Source organism: Pseudopedobacter sp. (assembly GCF_040392825.1).
Classification (GTDB): domain Bacteria; phylum Bacteroidota; class Bacteroidia; order Sphingobacteriales; family Sphingobacteriaceae; genus Pseudopedobacter.
Map to the genome: position 1 here is coordinate 1 of NZ_JBEBVH010000001.1, position 18,066 is coordinate 18,066.

General features: G+C 37.5%; 12 protein-coding genes and 2 pseudogenes. 11 read left to right on the top strand and 3 right to left on the bottom strand.

Annotation, left to right across the window (positions count from 1 at the left end):
- The first annotated feature begins 513 nt into the window (after positions 1 to 513).
- Positions 514 to 1,224, top strand: a pseudogene (gene aqpZ / locus ABWO41_RS00005) (aquaporin Z).
- A gap of 15 nt (positions 1,225 to 1,239) precedes the next feature.
- Here aqpZ and ABWO41_RS00010 read toward each other — a convergent pair.
- Positions 1,240 to 2,085 (bottom strand): annotated as a pseudogene (locus tag ABWO41_RS00010) (transglutaminase-like domain-containing protein).
- Between the two features lie 69 nt (positions 2,086 to 2,154).
- On the opposite strand from ABWO41_RS00010, the gene ABWO41_RS00015 reads away from it, so the two are divergent.
- On the top strand, positions 2,155 to 2,940 hold the full coding sequence (locus tag ABWO41_RS00015) for an O-methyltransferase (RefSeq protein ID WP_353131769.1): 786 nt from the start codon (positions 2,155 to 2,157) through the stop codon (positions 2,938 to 2,940).
- Positions 2,941 to 3,078: 138 nt separating this feature from the next.
- Here ABWO41_RS00015 and ABWO41_RS00020 read toward each other — a convergent pair whose 3' ends face one another.
- Both ABWO41_RS00020 and ABWO41_RS00025 read right to left on the bottom strand, forming a co-directional pair.
- Complete coding sequence (locus ABWO41_RS00020; RefSeq protein WP_353131771.1) at positions 3,079 to 3,546, bottom strand: DoxX family protein; 468 nt, start codon at positions 3,544 to 3,546, stop codon at positions 3,079 to 3,081.
- 171 nt (positions 3,547 to 3,717) lie between these two features.
- Positions 3,718 to 4,851 carry a BamA/TamA family outer membrane protein gene (locus ABWO41_RS00025; RefSeq protein ID WP_353131773.1) on the bottom strand — a complete coding sequence of 378 codons (1,134 nt, stop codon included), beginning with the start codon at positions 4,849 to 4,851 and terminating at the stop codon, positions 3,718 to 3,720.
- 627 nt (positions 4,852 to 5,478) lie between these two features.
- Here ABWO41_RS00025 and ABWO41_RS00030 point away from each other — a divergent pair.
- The 9 genes from ABWO41_RS00030 (at position 5,479) to ABWO41_RS00070 (ending at position 18,050) form a co-directional block, all read left to right on the top strand.
- Positions 5,479 to 6,459, top strand: a complete 981-nt coding sequence (locus ABWO41_RS00030; protein WP_353131775.1) for a deoxyhypusine synthase family protein — start codon at positions 5,479 to 5,481, stop codon at positions 6,457 to 6,459.
- Positions 6,460 to 6,702: 243 nt separating this feature from the next.
- On the top strand, positions 6,703 to 8,028 hold the full coding sequence (locus ABWO41_RS00035; protein ID WP_353131777.1) for a c-type cytochrome: 1,326 nt from the start codon (positions 6,703 to 6,705) through the stop codon (positions 8,026 to 8,028).
- A gap of 48 nt (positions 8,029 to 8,076) precedes the next feature.
- Entirely contained in the window at positions 8,077 to 11,064 is a 2,988-nt protein-coding gene (locus ABWO41_RS00040; RefSeq protein ID WP_353131779.1) for a TAT-variant-translocated molybdopterin oxidoreductase, read from the top strand.
- Positions 11,065 to 11,090: 26 nt separating this feature from the next.
- Positions 11,091 to 12,560: an NrfD/PsrC family molybdoenzyme membrane anchor subunit gene (gene nrfD, locus ABWO41_RS00045; RefSeq protein WP_353131781.1), complete on the top strand. Its 1,470-nt coding sequence runs from the start codon at positions 11,091 to 11,093 to the stop codon at positions 12,558 to 12,560.
- Positions 12,561 to 12,565: 5 nt separating this feature from the next.
- Positions 12,566 to 13,102 carry a DUF3341 domain-containing protein gene (locus ABWO41_RS00050; RefSeq protein WP_353131783.1) on the top strand — a complete coding sequence of 179 codons (537 nt, stop codon included), beginning with the start codon at positions 12,566 to 12,568 and terminating at the stop codon, positions 13,100 to 13,102.
- Positions 13,086 to 13,676, top strand: a complete 591-nt coding sequence (locus ABWO41_RS00055; RefSeq protein WP_353131785.1) for a c-type cytochrome — start codon at positions 13,086 to 13,088, stop codon at positions 13,674 to 13,676. The genes ABWO41_RS00050 and ABWO41_RS00055 overlap by 17 nt, the downstream gene beginning before the upstream one ends.
- 16 nt (positions 13,677 to 13,692) lie before the next feature.
- Positions 13,693 to 14,928: a quinol:cytochrome C oxidoreductase gene (locus ABWO41_RS00060; protein WP_353131787.1), complete on the top strand. Its 1,236-nt coding sequence runs from the start codon at positions 13,693 to 13,695 to the stop codon at positions 14,926 to 14,928.
- Positions 14,929 to 14,954: 26 nt separating this feature from the next.
- A complete protein-coding gene (locus tag ABWO41_RS00065) occupies positions 14,955 to 16,145 on the top strand; it encodes a cytochrome c oxidase subunit II (RefSeq protein WP_353131789.1) in 1,191 nt (396 codons plus the stop codon).
- A 15-nt stretch (positions 16,146 to 16,160) separates the two neighbouring features.
- Positions 16,161 to 18,050: a cytochrome c oxidase subunit I gene (locus tag ABWO41_RS00070; protein ID WP_353131791.1), complete on the top strand. Its 1,890-nt coding sequence runs from the start codon at positions 16,161 to 16,163 to the stop codon at positions 18,048 to 18,050.
- The last annotated feature ends 16 nt before the right edge of the window (positions 18,051 to 18,066 follow it).

Consider the following 18,066-nt stretch of genomic DNA (forward strand, 5'->3'; position numbering starts at 1 on the left):
TATGTTGCTCTTTCTGGCCTTTAATGCGCCGCAGGTATCAGAAGCTAAATGGAAGTTTAAGCGTCTTACAGATTAATGACGGCTTTTACAAAACATTGTTCTGTCTAGGAGAGCTTCTGTTTCTAAAAACTTAAACAGGAATTAGCGGGGATAATTAGATCTCGGGGAACTCCGTGGTAATGGCGAGGTGTATCTTATCATTATCTTATTAGAATACTTTTACTTTCAATTATAATATGATTTTATCTCGTCTTCACACCAGGTGAAAAAAGTAAAACATTATTTTGTCGATTTTGTTACCAATTTATAATTAGAAGAAACTACCGTTGTAGTATAACCAATTTGAACTTAATTTCTTATTTATAATTGCTGTTTTGATAAACATTCGGCGTTTTAATAAGGTAATTTTTGCTGAAATATTAATATTCTTAAAGTCTATACTACTTAGATCACTTAACCAGCAACTTTGTATTAAAGTTTATAAATCTAATTAATCAATTAAATTGAACAGAAATGAAAAAATTGTTTGCTGAATTTTTCGGTACCTTTTGGTTGGTATTCGGAGGATGTGGTAGCGCAATCTTCGCTTCGCACATAGCTCCGGCTGAAAATGGACAAATAGGCATCCTTCTTCTCGGGGTTGCCCTTGCATTTGGTCTTACCGTACTTACCATGGCATATGCCGTTGGGCATATTTCAGGAGGGCATTTTAATCCTGCGGTCTCTTTTGGCTTATTGGCAGGAGGCAGATTTTCTGCGAAAGATCTGATTCCTTATATTTTGGCGCAATGTATAGGCGCAATAGTTGCGGCGGCGGCTCTGTATACCATTAATGGAGGGACTGGAGGTAATTGAGCGGGAGCTTTTGCAAGTAATTTTTATGATGCTGTGGTGTATTTTGGTAAAAGTTATTCATTGGGACAAGCTTTTCTAGCTGAGTTTTTACTGACCATGTTTTTTCTCATTATTATTATGGGAGCAACTGATAAATTTGCTAACGGGAAATTTGCGGGAATAGCTATAGGTTTAGCGTTGACTTTGATACATTTAATTTCCATTCCCATTACTAATACATCTGTAAATCCTGCAAGATCTCTTTCTCAGGCAATCTTTGTAGGAGGGCAGGCTACCGCTCAGGTATGGTTGTTCTGGGTAGCGCCTATTTTAGGTGCTATTGCAGGTGGGCTGATCTATAAATTTCTGCTACAGAAACACGAAGAATAAGCATTATAATTTAAATCAGGCAAAAACCTCCAGTAATTGCCTGATTTCTTTTACTTTTTCCTCTGACCCTAATTCTTCATAGGAAGATATGAGGTTTCTAAGTACTCTTTTAATGATGTCCACATTAGAACAAGGTTCATAAAAAGAGCGATCAGGTTGTACCTTAAGCTGTTTCAGGAAAAGATCTATATCTCTTCTGCCAAATATATATCCCCGGTTAAAAACATTTATATAAAACAATACATCGTTATCATATTGAGTTTGGTTCTCTTAAGCTAAGATAAAATGCTGAGGCAGGTTTACTCCATAAATAGGAATATCCAATTTCTGGGCAATGATAGAATAGATTATGGCCAGACTGATTTGGTTTCCCTTTTTAGATTCTAAAACCTGACTGATATAAGAATTTTGCGGATCTTTATGGTTTGTCGTATTACCACCAAAACCATAAATATTGTAGAATATATTATTGATTAGTCTCACCTTTTCCGAAGGGCTGGACTCATACATCATCTGCATCCAAACTTCGCGTTTAATCTCTTCTATCTGATTGATGATCTTTTGTTCTTCAAGATCCGGATACTGGTATCTGTTAATAATTAAAATACCCCTGAGCAGATCAAAAGAACCACTATTATACCAAAGTTCCAGATCCATTTTAACGTTCTGAAACTGTATCTTATGTATAAGATTAACCAAACGTTCCTGTAAAATAGGATTGAAAGATTTTTCCCACTCCAATTCCAGATAAGAAACAATGTCTTCACCGTAAGATAGTAACTTATCTTCTATATGTCGAAAGATTTCCGGATCCGGATCGTCTAACAACCTTATTAATGCTGGAATTTCCTTTTCGTTCATCACTTTTCCTTGAAAATATCAAAAAGCCATTCAGCAAAAAATATTCGTCATATTATTTACCTTTGGCGTATGGTAAAATTTCAGTTCATCAAAGACTTCATATATCATAGAATCACTTCGAAAACCAGACATGGTGTGCATTCACCCTTTGTCTATAAATTGATAGACGAAGTCATCTACGATTTACGATCTAAAGATGAATACAAAAATATCGAAGATTTACGTAAAAAGTTAATATTAGATGATAGAATTATTACCATAACCGATTTGGGTGCAGGTTCGCATATGAACAATAATAAGCAAAAAGCGGTTTCACAAATTGCAGAAAATGCTTTAAAGCCTCGCAAGCTGGCGCAATTGATTTATCGTTTGGCCAAAATAATGCGCCCTTCTAATATGATAGAGTTGGGGACCTGTCTAGGAATAACTACGGCTTATTTATCCAAAGCGGCGCCAGACGCAAGTGTAATAACAATGGAAGGGTGCCCCGAAACAGCTAAGATTGCCCAGGAAAATTTTAACGAGTTGGAGCTTAATAATATCCATATGGAAGTAGGAAACTTTGATGATAATTTTCCCAAAATCATAGCGCAGTATCCAAAATTAGATTTTGTATTTATTGACGGTAATCATAGAAAAGAAGCCACCTTAAATTATTTTAATTGGAGCCTGCCAAAAGTACATGAAAACTCCCTGCTGATTTTTGATGATATTTATTGGAGCAAAGGAATGAAGGAAGCGTGGGAAGAAATCAAAAATCACCCGGATGTAACTTGCACAGTTGATTTGTTCTGGATCGGATTGGTTTTCTTTAGAAAAGGTCAGGCTAAGGAACATTTTAAGGTGAAGTTTTAATAGAATTATTCTGTTTAACGGTTTGGCGCTTGGCGTTCGGGTGGAAAAGTCCGCAAGAACTTTAACGCTTGAAAGTCAGACTGGCTGATGTAAACCCTGGTTTGTGATTCGGGTATTACCAGTTTGTCTATTTAGCTGTCATTCTGTTTGTTTCTCGTTTTTAATAGCTGAAAGATATGTCCAAACGATAAAAAGAAATTGTAATGGAACTCTAAACCATAAATAAGAAAGTCCATTTCCGTCAAATGTCCCTTTTTGATAGTCAATCTGTTCTATGGCTGCATAAATGTTTGCAGGGAGTATTAGTATGAAAAATGCAATTAGTAACCACGCTGTCATAATTCGGAAATTAGGAATAAAAAGTCCGATCGCCGCAGCGATCTCAATAATGCCTGTCAAATAAACTACTTCTGTTTTGTATGGAATAAAATCGGGCAACATCATTGACATTCCTTTCGTAAATACAAAATGTGCAATAGCCGTAAACAAAAGCATTGCTGACATTGCAATTCGTCCTGACAACGCAAATTCAACGTTTCTGAAAACAAACTTAGTAGTCAAAAGTGTAACTGTAAATACTGAAAGCAAAACTATTAAAGGTTTCATTTTATTTAGTTTGTCATTGTTGTTTGTTTCCGTCTTTTGTTTTAATGTCGTTCGCTACCTGACCGCTAACTCTTAATATACCTGATCATGTGAGATATTTTTTGACTATCAGTAATAGTTTGTAGTTCACGAGCGCCATCTTAATACTAAACACTAGCTACTATAACACCATCAAAAAGCCTCACTAAGACTTATGTAAAAACCGGATATTCTTTTCTCTCCTGTAGGTTTCTCGCCAAAACCGTAATCAAATCTGACAGCCAGGCTTTTATCCAGATCGAAGAAAAAACGTCCACCCAATCCATAGTTAGGTTTTAGGTCAGAAAAAAGGTTATTGAATTTATTATCCACATTTCCAAAACCACCAAAGGCCACTATACCAAATCGGTTGCTAAATCTGTAACGTATTTCCGATTGTAGGGATATATACTGTTCATCGCGGTATCTTCCCTGATAATAACCCCGCATAACTTCATCATTACCCAACTGGCGCAGAACATAAAAAGGAATATGTCTGTCACTGTCTAAACCTTCATAAAACAGTTTGCTCGCAAATACAACTTTTTTATGCAGGGATACGAATTGTCGTATATCTGCTGAGAAGAAATTACCTGAAAAATTATCCTGACCAAAGAAATTAGGTGTATAACCGTATTTTATTCTGCCAAAAAAACCTTTAGTAGGATAAGTATTGGAGTTTCGCGTATCATAAAGTTGACTGATCTTAAACATCAGGAATTTACCGCCCTTTTGGTCGGCAGAAGGGAATGACTCAAATATACCACCTGCCTCTTTGTCTGTGAAGGAGTGAGACTCGAATTCTACACCTAAACCTGCATAGTAATTCTTAAAAAATTTATATTCTACCTCGCTATTTATCCTGATTTTTTCTTGTTTTAATTTGTCTTCATCGATAACTTCCGTATCATTCCCGATTCCGTAAAAATTAAACGGTATATGATAAAATTGTATAGTATGAATGTGATGCCATTTATTTCGTTTAGACCAGATATCGGATTTTAAAGAGAACTGGGTTTGTCCTTTGGTACTTACCAATGCCATGCCATTGATCTGAGAAGCACGGGTAGCATAGTCATGCTTATCCATATAAAATGAATAAAGTCCCGCAGCTCCAACTATAAATCCGGCTTCCTGATTGTATCCCACTGCGGGCAAAGGCATAAAAGTATTTCGTCGTGTAGTATCGTTGGGAAATACCCTGTTAAACTGTTCCAATAATTTATTTTGACCAAAACTTATTGCTGCTATATGTGAGAAAATGTAGGCTGCGAGTAGTTTTTTCATTAGATGATTTAAAGTAGTTTTTTGATATGTTCCCGATACAAGATCCTTTTCCGAAGTCGTAAAGATAGTATTTTAGACAATAGATGATAAGTGATAAGTCAGGGTGGTTTGAGAGAGAGTCCGGAGGGGAGGGGATTTTTTGTTATTTTGTAAATCTGGAAAGGTCCTCTCTAATCTTTTTAGATGCATCTCAGGCACATGTCACACATATCTCACTCCGAAGGGTTCATCTTTACCAGTTACCAACATCACAAATTATTAATAACAAGGAGTAGACAATCGACGATAAGACCAAATTTTTTGTCGATTCCTAAAGACAGTTAGTACATTGCTACTCGCACTATACCAGCACTATACTCCCAGTATACTCCCATCTTAGACCCACTTACATAAAAACTCAAAGTAAGCAACTAATAATTATTCGACCTTTCTTCGGGTTTCCTTCGGGAATTACCCCTGTTTTCTCGAAGAAGTCCCGAAGAAGCCTCGAAGAAAGATAGTGGATTTCTGGAAAAACCAGGAAAATATTGGCAAAATCAGGCATTCCATCTTAAAATGAGGGATGGGGTATGAGTTCATAGTGGTTAAAAGATAAAAAGTCTTACTTTTGTCCAAAAAATTAATGACATGAGTGTACAAAGAGGACCTATATCACAGTTTATAGAGAGAAATTATCTGCACTTTAATGCTGCAGCATTGATGGATGCCGCTAAAGGATATGAAAAACATTTGGATGAAGGTGGCAAAATGATGATTACCCTGGCAGGTGCTATGAGTACTGCTGAATTAGGTATTTCGCTTGCCGAAATGATTCGTCAGGATAAAGTTTCAATTATATCTTGTACAGGAGCAAATCTTGAAGAAGATATTATGAACCTTGTTGCACATTCACATTACAAGAGAGTTCCGCATTATAGAGATCTTAGTCCGCAGGATGAGTGGGATTTATTAGAAAATCATTACAACAGGGTTACAGATACCTGTATCCCGGAAGAAGAGGCTTTCAGAAGATTGCAAAAACATATTCATGCTATCTGGAAAAATGCGGACAATGCAGGAGAACGCTATTTTCCACACGAGTATATGTACAAAATGTTGTTAAGCGGCGTGTTGGAACAATACTATGAAATTGACCCTAAAAACTCCTGGATGTTGGCAGCCGCAGAAAAAAATATTCCAATTGTGGTACCCGGATGGGAAGACTCTACAATGGGTAATATCTTCGCTTCATATGTAATAAAAGGCCAATTAAAAGCCTCTACTATGAAAAGCGGTATAGAATATATGGCCTGGTTAGCAGATTGGTATACAAAAAATTCCGAAGGAAAAGGTATTGGCTTCTTCCAGATAGGAGGCGGTATTGCCGGAGATTTCCCAATATGCGTGGTGCCTATGCTTTATCAGGATTTGGAAATGGAAAATATTCCTTTCTGGAGTTATTTCTGTCAAATTTCCGATTCTACAACATCTTATGGATCCTATTCAGGAGCGGTTCCAAATGAGAAGATTACCTGGGGGAAATTGGATATAAATACGCCTAAATTTATTGTTGAGTCCGATGCTACAATCGTTGCTCCTCTAATTTTTGCGTGGATATTAAGACAATAAAGAAAAAAACTTTTAAAAACAAATAAGTAAAAGGCGAAAAATAATGGCATATCACTAAAAAAAGTGCTCTATGTCATTTGAACCTTATTTTTTTTACTAGTTTAGAATGGTTTTAAATTAGTAAAAACAGTCATCAAATTGTCAGGCAGAACGTAATTAATTTTACTTTTGTGGTGCGAAAATGAGGTAGGTTACGCATTTTCAATCAGAAAACATTAAAAAATTTAGTATAACAAGCTCAATATGAGAAACTTCTCATCTGATTTTAAGAAATTAGTAAGATCCCTTCTGATAGTCTCGGCTATCATTATTGGAGCGTCAGTTGTATCTGTTGCTCAGGAAGCTGCTGAAGAGCCTGCTGCTGCAGGCGGGGCAGTTGTTGGTGATGCAGCTGCAGGTGAAGCTTTATTTAAAGCAAACTGTACTGCCTGTCACGCGGTAGACAAAAGAGTGATGGGACCTGCATTAGCAGGTATCGATCAACGTCACGACAGAGAATGGTTACACAAATGGATTAAAAATGCTCCTGCAATGGTTGCTTCTGGCGATGCTGCTGCAGTGAAAATTTTTAATGAGTACAACCAGGCTCCTATGACTCCGTTTCCTCAATTGTCTGATGCTGATATCGACAATATTTTAGCTTATGTTAAAGCTGAGGAAACTAAAAAGGCAGAACAACCAGCCGGAGGCGCAGCAACAGCAGCTGCCGAAGACAAAGGTGTAAGCGGTTTTATGATCGCTGGTTTAATTGCGGTAGTCGTTATTGCTTTAGTTATTATCCTGGTTTTAAACCGGGTGATTTCAACTTTAGAGCGTTTGCTTTTAAATAAAGGTGATGCCTTAATTGTTGAAGAAGATGAAGAAGCTAAAGAGGAAAAAGATCAGTATGCTGGTGTTAAGAAATTCCTGAAGAATAAAAAAGCAGTATTCTTCACTGTAATTGGTCTTTTGATAATTATCGGTGCATACAGTACTTCTGTGATGTGGAATACCGGTGTTCAGCAAGGATACCAGCCGGTGCAACCAATTAAATTCTCTCACCAGTTACACGCAGGAACAAATCAAATTGAATGTCAGTATTGTCACTCTGGTGCATGGAAGTCTAAAAATGCAACTATCCCTTCGTTAAATGTTTGTATGAACTGTCATAAATATGTTCAGGCGACAGATAACTATGGTGGCGAAATTTCTCCGGAAATCCAGAAAATTTATACGGCATTAGATTATAATCCCGAAACTCAACAATACGGAGATAATCCAAGACCTATTGAATGGGTTAGAATTCACAACCTGCCAGACTTAGCATATTTCAACCACTCACAACACGTGAACGTTGCAGGTATTGAATGTCAGAAATGTCACGGTCCAATAGAGACTATGGAAGAAGTATATCAATACTCTCCATTGACTATGAAATGGTGTGTGAACTGTCACAGAGAAACTGAAGTAAATCATGAGCATAACTCATATTACGACAAAGTAATTGCGGCACACGAACAAATTAAGAAAGGTGAAAAAGTTACAGCAGCTGTCCTTGGTGGATTAGAATGTGGTAAATGTCACTATTAATTAATTGGTTAAATAATTAGAATAAACTGTAAGTCTTATATAGCTTAAATGGAAAGCACAAAGAAATATTGGAAAGGTTTAGAGGAGCTGAATCAAACTCCTGAATTCGTTGAGAAGAACAAAGGCGAATTTGCTGAACCGCTTCCTATTGAAGAAGTATTAGAAGGTTCTGGATTGAAGACTTCTACTCCACGTCGTGATTTTTTAAAGACTATGGGATTTGGTTTAGGTGCAGTAACTTTAGCTGCATGTAATACCGCTCCGGTTAGAAAATCTATTCCATATCTGATAAAACCAGAAGACGTAACACCAGGTGTTCCTAACTATTATGCATCAAGCTTTAAGGGAACAGGTGTTATTGTTAAAACACGCGAAGGCAGACCGATTAAATTGGAAGGAAACCCAGCGTGTCCTATAAACGCAGGAGGTTTAGATGCACAAGGTCAGGCTTCTGTTTTAGATCTTTATGATAACTCTAAACTACACGGACCTTTATTAAACGGTAAAGAATCATCCTGGGAAGATGTAGATAAATTTGTAAAGGCAGAACTGGCTAAGGTGCAGGCTGCTGGTAAATCTATCGTTATTCTTAGCGCTACAATAAACAGTCCTTCAACTAAAAAAGTAATTGCAGAATTTACTGCTAAATATCCAAACACCAAGCAGATTACTTATGATGCCGTTTCTTACGGTGGAATCATTAAGGCAAATGCTGATAGCTTTGGTAAAGCAGTAATCCCTCAATATAATTTTGATAAAGCTCAGGTTGTGGTAAGCTTTGGCGCCGATTTCCTGGGGTCATGGATTTCTCCTTCTCAGTATGCTGTTCAATACTATAAAAACAGAAACTATAAATCCTTAGCGGCGAAGAAAATGTCCAGACACATTCAGTTCGAGTCAATTCTTACTCAAGCTGGGGCATCTGCAGATTCAAGAATTGTAATTAAACCTTCTCAGGAAGCAGCGGCAGTACTTGCATTGTATGCGGAGTTAACGGGAACGTCAGTTTCAGGAGCCAATCTTTCTTCTAATCCGGCGGCAACTGCAGCTATCAAATTAGCAGCTAAAGAATTGTCGGCAGCTAAAGGAGCAGCTTTAGTGATTTCAGGCTCAAATGACCCTCAAATCCAGACAGTAGTTAATGCCATTAACAGTGCGCTTGGAAGTTACGGTTCTACTATAGACCTGGATAACCCAAGTAATCAATATGCAGGAAATGATACTGATATTGTAACGTTAATTAACGAAGCAAAAGGCGGGTCTGTTGGAGCTGTTTTCTTCCTGAATACTAATCCTGTATATACTTATGCAGATAATAAGTCGTTCAAAGAAGCAATCCAGAAAGTAGCGTTAAGAGTTTCTTTTGCTGACAGAGAAGATGAAACAGCATCATTATCTAACGTAGTTGCTGCAAATCATAACTTTTTAGAATCTTGGGGTGATGCTAACGCGTTATCTGGTTATTATACAATCGTTCAACCGACGATCAATCCAATTTATAATACAAGGCAAGCAGAAGAAAGCTTATTAAACTGGGCAGAGAATGCAACTCCGGAGTATTATACATTTGTAAAGAATAATTGGGAAACTGCAATTCTTCCAGGTTCTGGAAAAACATGGCAGGATGTTTTACAAACCGGTCATATATTACAGGCAGCCAAACCAGCAGCAGCTTATAGCTTTGTTGGGAATGTAGCAGCAGCAGCGGCTACATTAGCATCTAAGTACAAAACAACAGATGCTATAGAACTTTGCTTGTATACCAGTGTAATAGGAACAGGCGAGCAGGCTAATAACCCTGTTTTGCAAGAAACACCAGATCCAATATCTAAAGTAACCTGGGATAACTATGCAGCTGTTAATCCTAAGTATGCAGAGAAATTAGGATTAAAAGAAAATAGTCTTGTTAAAGTAACAGGTGGAGATTATTCTGTTGAATTACCTCTTTTACTTCAGCCAGGTCAAGCTCACGAGACTGTAGCAATAGCTTTAGGTTACGGAAGAGAAAAATCGGGAAAAGTAGGTGACGGCCTGGGTAAAAATGCATATCCGTTTATGGGCGTTTCTACTGTAACTATTGAGCAGGTTTCTGGTTACTATGAGTTAGCTCAGACACAAACTCACCATTCTTATGAAGGAAGAAATGTAATTAGAGAAGCTTCATTCTCAGACTACAAAAAAGACCCTTCAAGTGGTAACCCTCATAATCACCATAAGACTTACGATTTATGGAAAAAATATGAGACCCCTGGACACAATTGGGTAATGGCAATCGATTTGAATGCTTGTACTGGTTGTGGTGCATGTATAGTTGCTTGTAATATCGAAAATAACGTTCCTGTTGTGGGTAGAGACGAAGTTCGTCGTCGTCGCGAAATGCACTGGTTACGTATCGATCGTTATTACACTTTCAACGAAGAGGGAAAATCAATCACAGAAGAAAAAGAGATCCAAAAGATTGAAGGAAGAATGGAAGACATTTCAGTGGTTAATCAACCAATGATGTGTCAGCATTGTGACCATGCTCCTTGTGAAACTGTTTGTCCGGTACTGGCAACGGTACACTCTTCTGATGGTTTGAACCACATGGCATATAACCGTTGTGTAGGTACAAGATATTGTGCTAACAACTGTCCTTTCAAAGTTCGTCGTTTCAACTGGTTTAACTACTGGAACGATTCTCGTTTCGATAACTATTTAAATAACGAGTTTACACAATTGGTATTGAATCCGGATGTAACTACACGTTTCCGTGGTGTTATGGAAAAATGTTCAATGTGTATCCAACGTATCCAGGCGGGTAAATTGCAAGCTAAGATCGAGAGAAGAGAACTTAAAGATGGTGATATCAAAATGGCTTGTCAGCAAACTTGTGCTTCAAATGCAATCATCTTCGGTGATGCAAATGACCCTAATTCTGAAGTATCGAAAGCGCTTAAAAACGAAAGAGTATACTACGTTTTAGAAGAGATCAATGTTCAGGCAGGTGTTGGTTATATGACAAAGATTACTAACACAGGGTTACAAGAGGCTTAATTTTAGGATTTTATTAAAAAGAAAATATGGCATCTCATCACGAATCGATATTAAGAGAACCGTTAATAACCGGTAAAGACATTACGTACAGAAGAATTTCTGACGAGGTTCTTTTACCAGTAGAAAATAAACCAAACAAAGCTTGGTGGATAGGATTCACTGTAGCTGTAGCAGGAGCTTTGCTTTGGGTTGTCAGCATTAGTTATACATTCTGGTATGGTATAGGAGCATGGGGATTAAACAAGACAGTAGGTTGGGCTTGGGATATCACCGGTTTCGTATGGTGGGTAGGTATCGGTCACGCCGGTACATTAATCTCTGCGGTATTGTTACTTTTTCGCCAGAACTGGAGGAATTCAATTAACCGTTCTGCAGAGGCAATGACAATCTTTGCCGTTATCTGTGCTGCAACTTACATTATTGCACACATGGGACGTCCATGGTTAGCTCATTTCGTATTCCCGCTTCCGAATCAATTTGGTTCATTATGGGTTAACTTTAACTCACCACTAATTTGGGACGTATTTGCGATCTCTACATATTTCTCTGTATCATTATTATTCTGGTACATTGGTTTATTACCAGATATTGCAACTATCAGAGATAGAGCAACAGGTTTAAAAAGAAGAATCTATTCTATCCTTTCTTTCGGATGGACTGGGTCGGTAAAAACCTGGCAACGCTTTGAGGCTGTTTGTTTGATCTTGTCAGGTCTTTCTACACCTCTTGTACTTTCGGTACACACAATTGTATCCTTTGACTTTGCTACCTCGGTAATTCCTGGTTGGCATACCACAATTTTCCCTCCGTACTTCGTTGCGGGAGCGATTTTCTCCGGATTTGCAATGGTACAGACGTTGTTGCTAATTACCAGAAAAGTATTAGGTCTGGAGAACTACATTACCATGTTCCATATTGAATCTATGAACAAGATTATCGTGTTAACAGGTTCTATTGTGGGTGTTGCGTACTTGACAGAGCTGTTTATTGCATGGTATTCTGGTGTAGAGTACGAGCAGTATGCATTCCTGAACCGTATTTCTGGTCCTTATGCATGGGCTTACTGGTGTATGATGACTTGTAACGTGATTACGCCGCAATTATTCTGGTTCTCTAAAATCAGAACGAATATAGCAGTATCATGGGTGTTGTCAATCGTTGTAAACATTGGTATGTGGTTCGAGCGTTTTGTAATTATCGTAACTTCATTACATAGAGATTATATCCCGTCAAGCTGGGCAATGTTTTATCCAACTTGGGTTGATATCGGTCTATTTATTGGTTCAATCGGAGTATTCTTTACATTGTTCTTATTATTCATTAGAGTGTTGCCTTCTGTAGCTATGGCAGAGGTTAAATTACTGGTGAAATCATCTTCAGAACAAAGTAAGAAAGCATTGATTGAAAAAGGAGTTCTTAAACCAGAGGAGGTTGAATACTATAAAGAGTCTTTAACCAAATTTGATAGTGTTAACCAAGCTGATTACGCAAAATAATAACAATGAGCAACACTAAATATATTTTAGCATCTTATGCAGATCCTGACGATATGATGGCAGGGATCGATGCTTTACAAAAAAATAACATCAAGATTTACGACGCTTTTACTCCTATGCCAATACACGGTATAGAAGACAAGCTGGGCGTTAAGAGAAGCCGTTTACCAATCGTTGCATTTTTATTTGGTATAACTGGAACTGCTTGTGCTTTTAGTTTAATGTACTATACTCTGGTTTACGATTGGCCGATGAATATAGGAGGTAAGCCGGCATTCGCATTCCCGGATTTTATTCCGATTATGTTTGAGCTTACGGTTTTATTTGCTTCTTACGGAATGGGATTTACTTTCTTTTATAGAACACACCTTTTTCCGGGAAGAGCACCAAGAGTAATGGATTTTAGAGCTACTGATGATCATTTTGTGTTAGCAGTTGATGCAGCAGAGAACACAGACCACGAGAAAATCGATTCTTTGTTTAGAGAAACTGGCGCAGTAGAAGTTAAGTACAACGATAGAAAATATGTTAGCTATGAATAAGACCAGTATAGTAAGTTTCGCATTAGTAGCTTTAGGTGCTGTAGCTATATTAAGCTCTTGTAGAGATAAGAGAAGTACTGGATTAGAATTTGCTCCGAACATGTATGAACCAATTGCATACAATCCGGATCAGAAAAACCCGAATTTTGCTGATGGAAAGACAGCGCAAATTCCACCGGCGGGAACTGTGCCTATTGGATATACGAAATTTGAATATCCTAATACAAGAGAAGGTTACGACGCTTCTAAGGCAGCACTTAATCCTTTGGAAGTAAATGAGAAGAATTTAGCAGAAGGTAAACAATTATACATTGCTATGTGTGGCCCTTGCCACGGAGCAAATGGTACTGGCAACGGTCATATCGTTGAGCTAGGTAAGTATCCGGCGCCCCCTTCATACGCTACGGGAAATTCTTCAAGGGGAGGATTAATGAAGGATTTAACTCCAGGTCAGATTTACCATACCATAGAGTATGGATTAAACCTAATGGGATCTTACGCTTCTCAGCTTTCTCCTGAAGAGAGATGGAAAGTAGTAATGTATGTTAATCAATTACAAAACGGACAACAATAATTGATCAAAAAATAAAATGGGAACTCATAATCATACGCATAATTTTTCGGAACAATTCGAATTCTCAGGAAAAGCTAAAACGTATAGTTTAGTAGCGATTTTGATCGGTATTGTTGCTATCGCCTACGGTTTTTTAACTGAGAATGGTTCAAACCACCACGCAGAAAGGACTTTTGCCAATCTGTTATTAATGGGCTATTATTTCACTTGTGTGTGTGCTGCCGGAACTTTCTTCTTAGCAGTGCAATATGTAGCACAAGCAGGATGGTCTGCAGGTTTGATTCGTATACCTCAGGCATTTTCAAAAGTGTTGCCTATCGCCAGTATTATTTTAATAATAATTGCAGCAGCAGGTTTAGGTACACATAATTTATATCATCACTGGAACGGTGAGGGCCTTACAGAAGTGGGACACAAAAACTACGACCCGCTTATTGCAGGAAAAGCAGGTTACTTAAACACACCTTTTTTCCTTACCAGATTAGTTATCTTCCTGGCTGTTTATAGCTTTTTCGGATACCTATTACCTAAATTATCTAATAATGAAGATTTGGAAGGCGGATTGAGTAGCTATAAACGAAGCATTAAGAACTCAGCAATATTTTTGGTAATCTTTGGTTTCACTACACCAATATGGTCTTTTGATACTATTATGTCATTAGAGGCACATTGGTTCTCCACCATGTTTGGTTGGTATAACTTTGCAGCAATGTGGGTGACAGGTTTATCTGCTATTGCTATTGTAGTAATCTTATTAAAGAAAAGCGGATATTTAAGCTGGATAAATGAAAATCATATCCATGATTTAGGTAAATTTATGTTTGCTTTCTCTATTTTCTGGACTTACGTATGGTTTGCCCAATTCTTATTGATCTACTACGCGAACATGCCAGAGGAAACCGTGTATTTTTACAAAAGATTTGAACCAGAATATTTACCTTGGTTCTGGCTGAATTTAATCATGAACTTTGTTTCTCCGTTATTAATTTTAATGACAAGAGACTCAAAACGTAAAATGAACGTTATTCTTTTTGTAGCAATCTTAATTATCTGTGGTCACTGGTTAGATTACTATATGATGATTATGCCGGGTACAGTAGAGGCTCATAGAGGTTTCGGACTAATCGAAATAGGTATTTTCTTTGGATTTGTTGGTTTATTTACTTTCTTAACCTTGAGTGCGTTAAGCAAGGTGGCATTGGCGCCTAAAAATCATCCATTCTTAGAAGAGAGTGTACATCATCATATTTAATAGAAACTGGTACTACTTAAAATAAAATGAATATAAAGAAGTATTTAAATTTTAGAACAGTGTTGTCATTAGTTGGAGTAATGAGTCTGTCATTAACTTCAGTTATGGCGCAAACTGCAGAACAGGCGGTTGATGCTGCTACAAAACATGAGGGCTTGGGTAAGGTAGTATTCTACTATGTTTTGTTATTCCTTTTAATCGGCTTGTTTATAGGTGTGATTGGGAAGGTTCTTCATGTGTATGAACTGACAAAAAAAATTCAGGGTAAGAAGGAGGGAATTGCATGGAATAAATTCAATGGAATAATGTTTATAGTAGCATTATTAGTTGGATTATATGGTGCATATTGGTCTTATACTGTCCATGGCGCGCAAATTTTACCAGAGGCAGCTTCTGAGCATGGTAAATCTGTAGATAGCATGTTCAATACAACTTTGATTATTACTACAATTGTATTTGTATTGACACATATTGCTCTGTTTTTCTTTCTTTTCAAATACAAGTTTAGCAAGAAGAAAAAAGCTTATTTCTATCCTCATAATGATACGTTAGAGAAGTACTGGACTATTATTCCTGCAATTGCTCTATCTATATTGGTGTTAATGGGATTCTTTATTTGGAGAGGAATAACTAATGTTTCAGAGGAAGACATTGCTAAGGCAATTAAGATCGATGTTACTGCACAACAGTTTAAATGGAATGTAAGATATGCTGGTGCAGACGGCGAAAATGGTAAGAAAAACTATAAGCTTATTGGTAGCTTGAACGGTTTAAATGCTATAGGTTTGGATTTGTCTGATAAGAGAAACTACGACGATCTACAAGTAAATGAAATTGTACTTCCGGTAGGAAAGCCTGTTAGATTTACAATTTCTTCAATAGACGTTCTACATAGTTTTTACTTACCTCACTTCAGAGTTCAGATGAATGCGGTACCAGGTATGCCTACTTTCTTCCAGTTTACGCCTACCATTACTACAGCTGAAATGAAAGAGAAAACCAATGATGCTAAGTTTGAGTACATCTTGTTATGTGCGAAAATTTGTGGAGGTTCTCACTATAACATGAAGTTCAATGTAAAGGTGGTTAGTGAAAAGGAATATCAAAAATGGTTGACAGAGCAAAAGCCTATTGTAACCGAAGATATGAAGAAAGAATACCAGCTAGCTCTTGAGAAAGAAAATGGTGTCAGTAAACAAATTGCATTAAACAATTAAGAAAAATTAGAGATTATGGCAACAGCTGCAATTCATACAGATACACATCACCATGATGACCATTCTCATGGTCATCATCACGAGACATTCTGGACGAAGTATATCTTCAGCCAGGATCATAAAATGATCGCGAAGCAGTACCTTATTACAGGTATTATCATGGGCTTAATTGCGATGCTTTTATCATTAATGTTCAGGATTCAGTTAGCGTATCCTGATTCATCATTTCCTTTATTAGAAGTGTTGTTAGGGAAATTTGCTCCAGATGGCAGATTAGATCCTAACTTCTTCTTATCGTTAGTAACTATCCACGGTACCATCATGGTATTCTTCGTATTAACTGCGGGTTTAAGTGGGACTTTCTCTAACTTATTAATTCCATTACAATTAGGCGCTCGTGATATGGCTTCCCCATTCATGAACATGCTTTCATACTGGTTGTTCTTTGCTGCTAGTGTTGTAATGGTAGGTACTTTCTTTATCGAATCTGGGCCAGCGGGTGCTGGATGGACAATTTATCCTCCATTATCTGCAGTACCTAAGGCTATGCCGGGTTCTGGCTTGGGTATGACGCTATGGTTAGTGTCTATGGTACTTTTCATTATATCAAGTTTAATGGGAGGTATTAACTATATTTCTACTGTACTTAATATGCGTACAAGAGGAATGGACTTATGGAAAATGCCTTTAACTATTTGGTCGTTCTTCCTAACTGCTATAGTAGGTTTGTTATCATTCCCTGTATTAGTAGCAGCGGTAGTACTTTTGATTTTTGATAGAAGCTTTGGTACTTCTTTCTATTTGTCAGATATATATATAGGAGGACAAGCTTTACCAAATGAAGGTGGTAGCCCTATTTTATTCCAGCATTTATTCTGGTTCTTAGGTCACCCGGAGGTATATATTGTAATTATGCCCGCTTTGGGTATCTCTTCTGAGATTATCTCTACTAACTCACGTAAACCTATTTTCGGTTACCATGCGATGGTGTACTCTTTAATTGGTATTACTGTATTGTCTTTCATCGTATGGGGACACCATATGTTCGTAACAGGTATGAATCCTTTCTTGGGAGGGGTATTTATGATTACAACATTAATTATTGCTGTTCCTTCTGCGGTTAAGACGTTTAATTATTTGGCTACACTTTGGAGAGGTAATATCAGGTTTACTCCGGCAATGTTATTTGCAATCGGTTTGGTATCTTTCTTTATCTCCGGAGGTTTAACCGGTATCTTTTTAGGAAATGCAACTTTGGATATCAATCTACATGATACTTACTTTGTAGTTGCCCACTTCCACCTGGTAATGGGATCTGCTGCGATATTCGGTATGATTAGCGGTGTTTACCACTGGTTCCCTAAGATGTACGGTAGAATGTTAGACGAAAAATTGGGATATTTACACTTCTGGATTACTTTCGTAGCGGCTTATTTGGTGTTTTTTCCAATGCACTTTATGGGCTTAGATGGTGTTCCCCGTAGATACTATGCTTTCACAGAGTTTGAATTTATGCATGAATGGTTGTCTGTTAACGTATTTGTTACCTGGGCAGCAATCGTTGGAGGCTTAGCTCAGTTTATATTTGTGTACAATTATTTCCATTCTATATTCTACGGTAAAAAGGCAGAACAGAATCCTTGGCAGTCTAATACTTTAGAATGGACTACTCCGGTAGAACGTATTCACGGAAACTGGCCAGGAGAAATACCTACAGTGTATCGTTGGCCTTATGATTATAGCAAACCGGGGCATCACGAAGATTTCATTCTTCAAACTGTGCCTCATTCTCAAACAATGAGTTCTAATTTGCCTCACGATTTCGAAGGTAATGAAGAGGCAGAGAAAATACAGGAGCAATGGAATGCCCTAAATACTGTTGAACAAAACGAAGAAGTAAAATAATAACTTCAGAAATTCA

What these genes read in the sequence shown, in the direction of transcription:
- nrfD (WP_353131781.1), top strand. Translation starts at nt 11,091, where the DNA reads ATGGCATCTCATCACGAATCGATATTAAGAGAACCGTTAATAACCGGT.
- ABWO41_RS00060 (WP_353131787.1), top strand. Translation starts at nt 13,693, where the DNA reads ATGGGAACTCATAATCATACGCATAATTTTTCGGAACAATTCGAATTC.
- ABWO41_RS00050 (WP_353131783.1), top strand. Translation starts at nt 12,566, where the DNA reads ATGAGCAACACTAAATATATTTTAGCATCTTATGCAGATCCTGACGAT.
- ABWO41_RS00030 (WP_353131775.1), top strand. Translation starts at nt 5,479, where the DNA reads ATGAGTGTACAAAGAGGACCTATATCACAGTTTATAGAGAGAAATTAT.
- ABWO41_RS00035 (WP_353131777.1), top strand. Translation starts at nt 6,703, where the DNA reads ATGAGAAACTTCTCATCTGATTTTAAGAAATTAGTAAGATCCCTTCTG.
- ABWO41_RS00015 (WP_353131769.1), top strand. Translation starts at nt 2,155, where the DNA reads ATGGTAAAATTTCAGTTCATCAAAGACTTCATATATCATAGAATCACT.
- ABWO41_RS00055 (WP_353131785.1), top strand. Translation starts at nt 13,086, where the DNA reads ATGTTAGCTATGAATAAGACCAGTATAGTAAGTTTCGCATTAGTAGCT.
- ABWO41_RS00070 (WP_353131791.1), top strand. Translation starts at nt 16,161, where the DNA reads ATGGCAACAGCTGCAATTCATACAGATACACATCACCATGATGACCAT.
- ABWO41_RS00065 (WP_353131789.1), top strand. Translation starts at nt 14,955, where the DNA reads ATGAATATAAAGAAGTATTTAAATTTTAGAACAGTGTTGTCATTAGTT.
- ABWO41_RS00020 (WP_353131771.1), bottom strand. Translation starts at nt 3,546, where the DNA reads ATGAAACCTTTAATAGTTTTGCTTTCAGTATTTACAGTTACACTTTTG.
- ABWO41_RS00025 (WP_353131773.1), bottom strand. Translation starts at nt 4,851, where the DNA reads ATGAAAAAACTACTCGCAGCCTACATTTTCTCACATATAGCAGCAATA.
- ABWO41_RS00040 (WP_353131779.1), top strand. Translation starts at nt 8,077, where the DNA reads ATGGAAAGCACAAAGAAATATTGGAAAGGTTTAGAGGAGCTGAATCAA.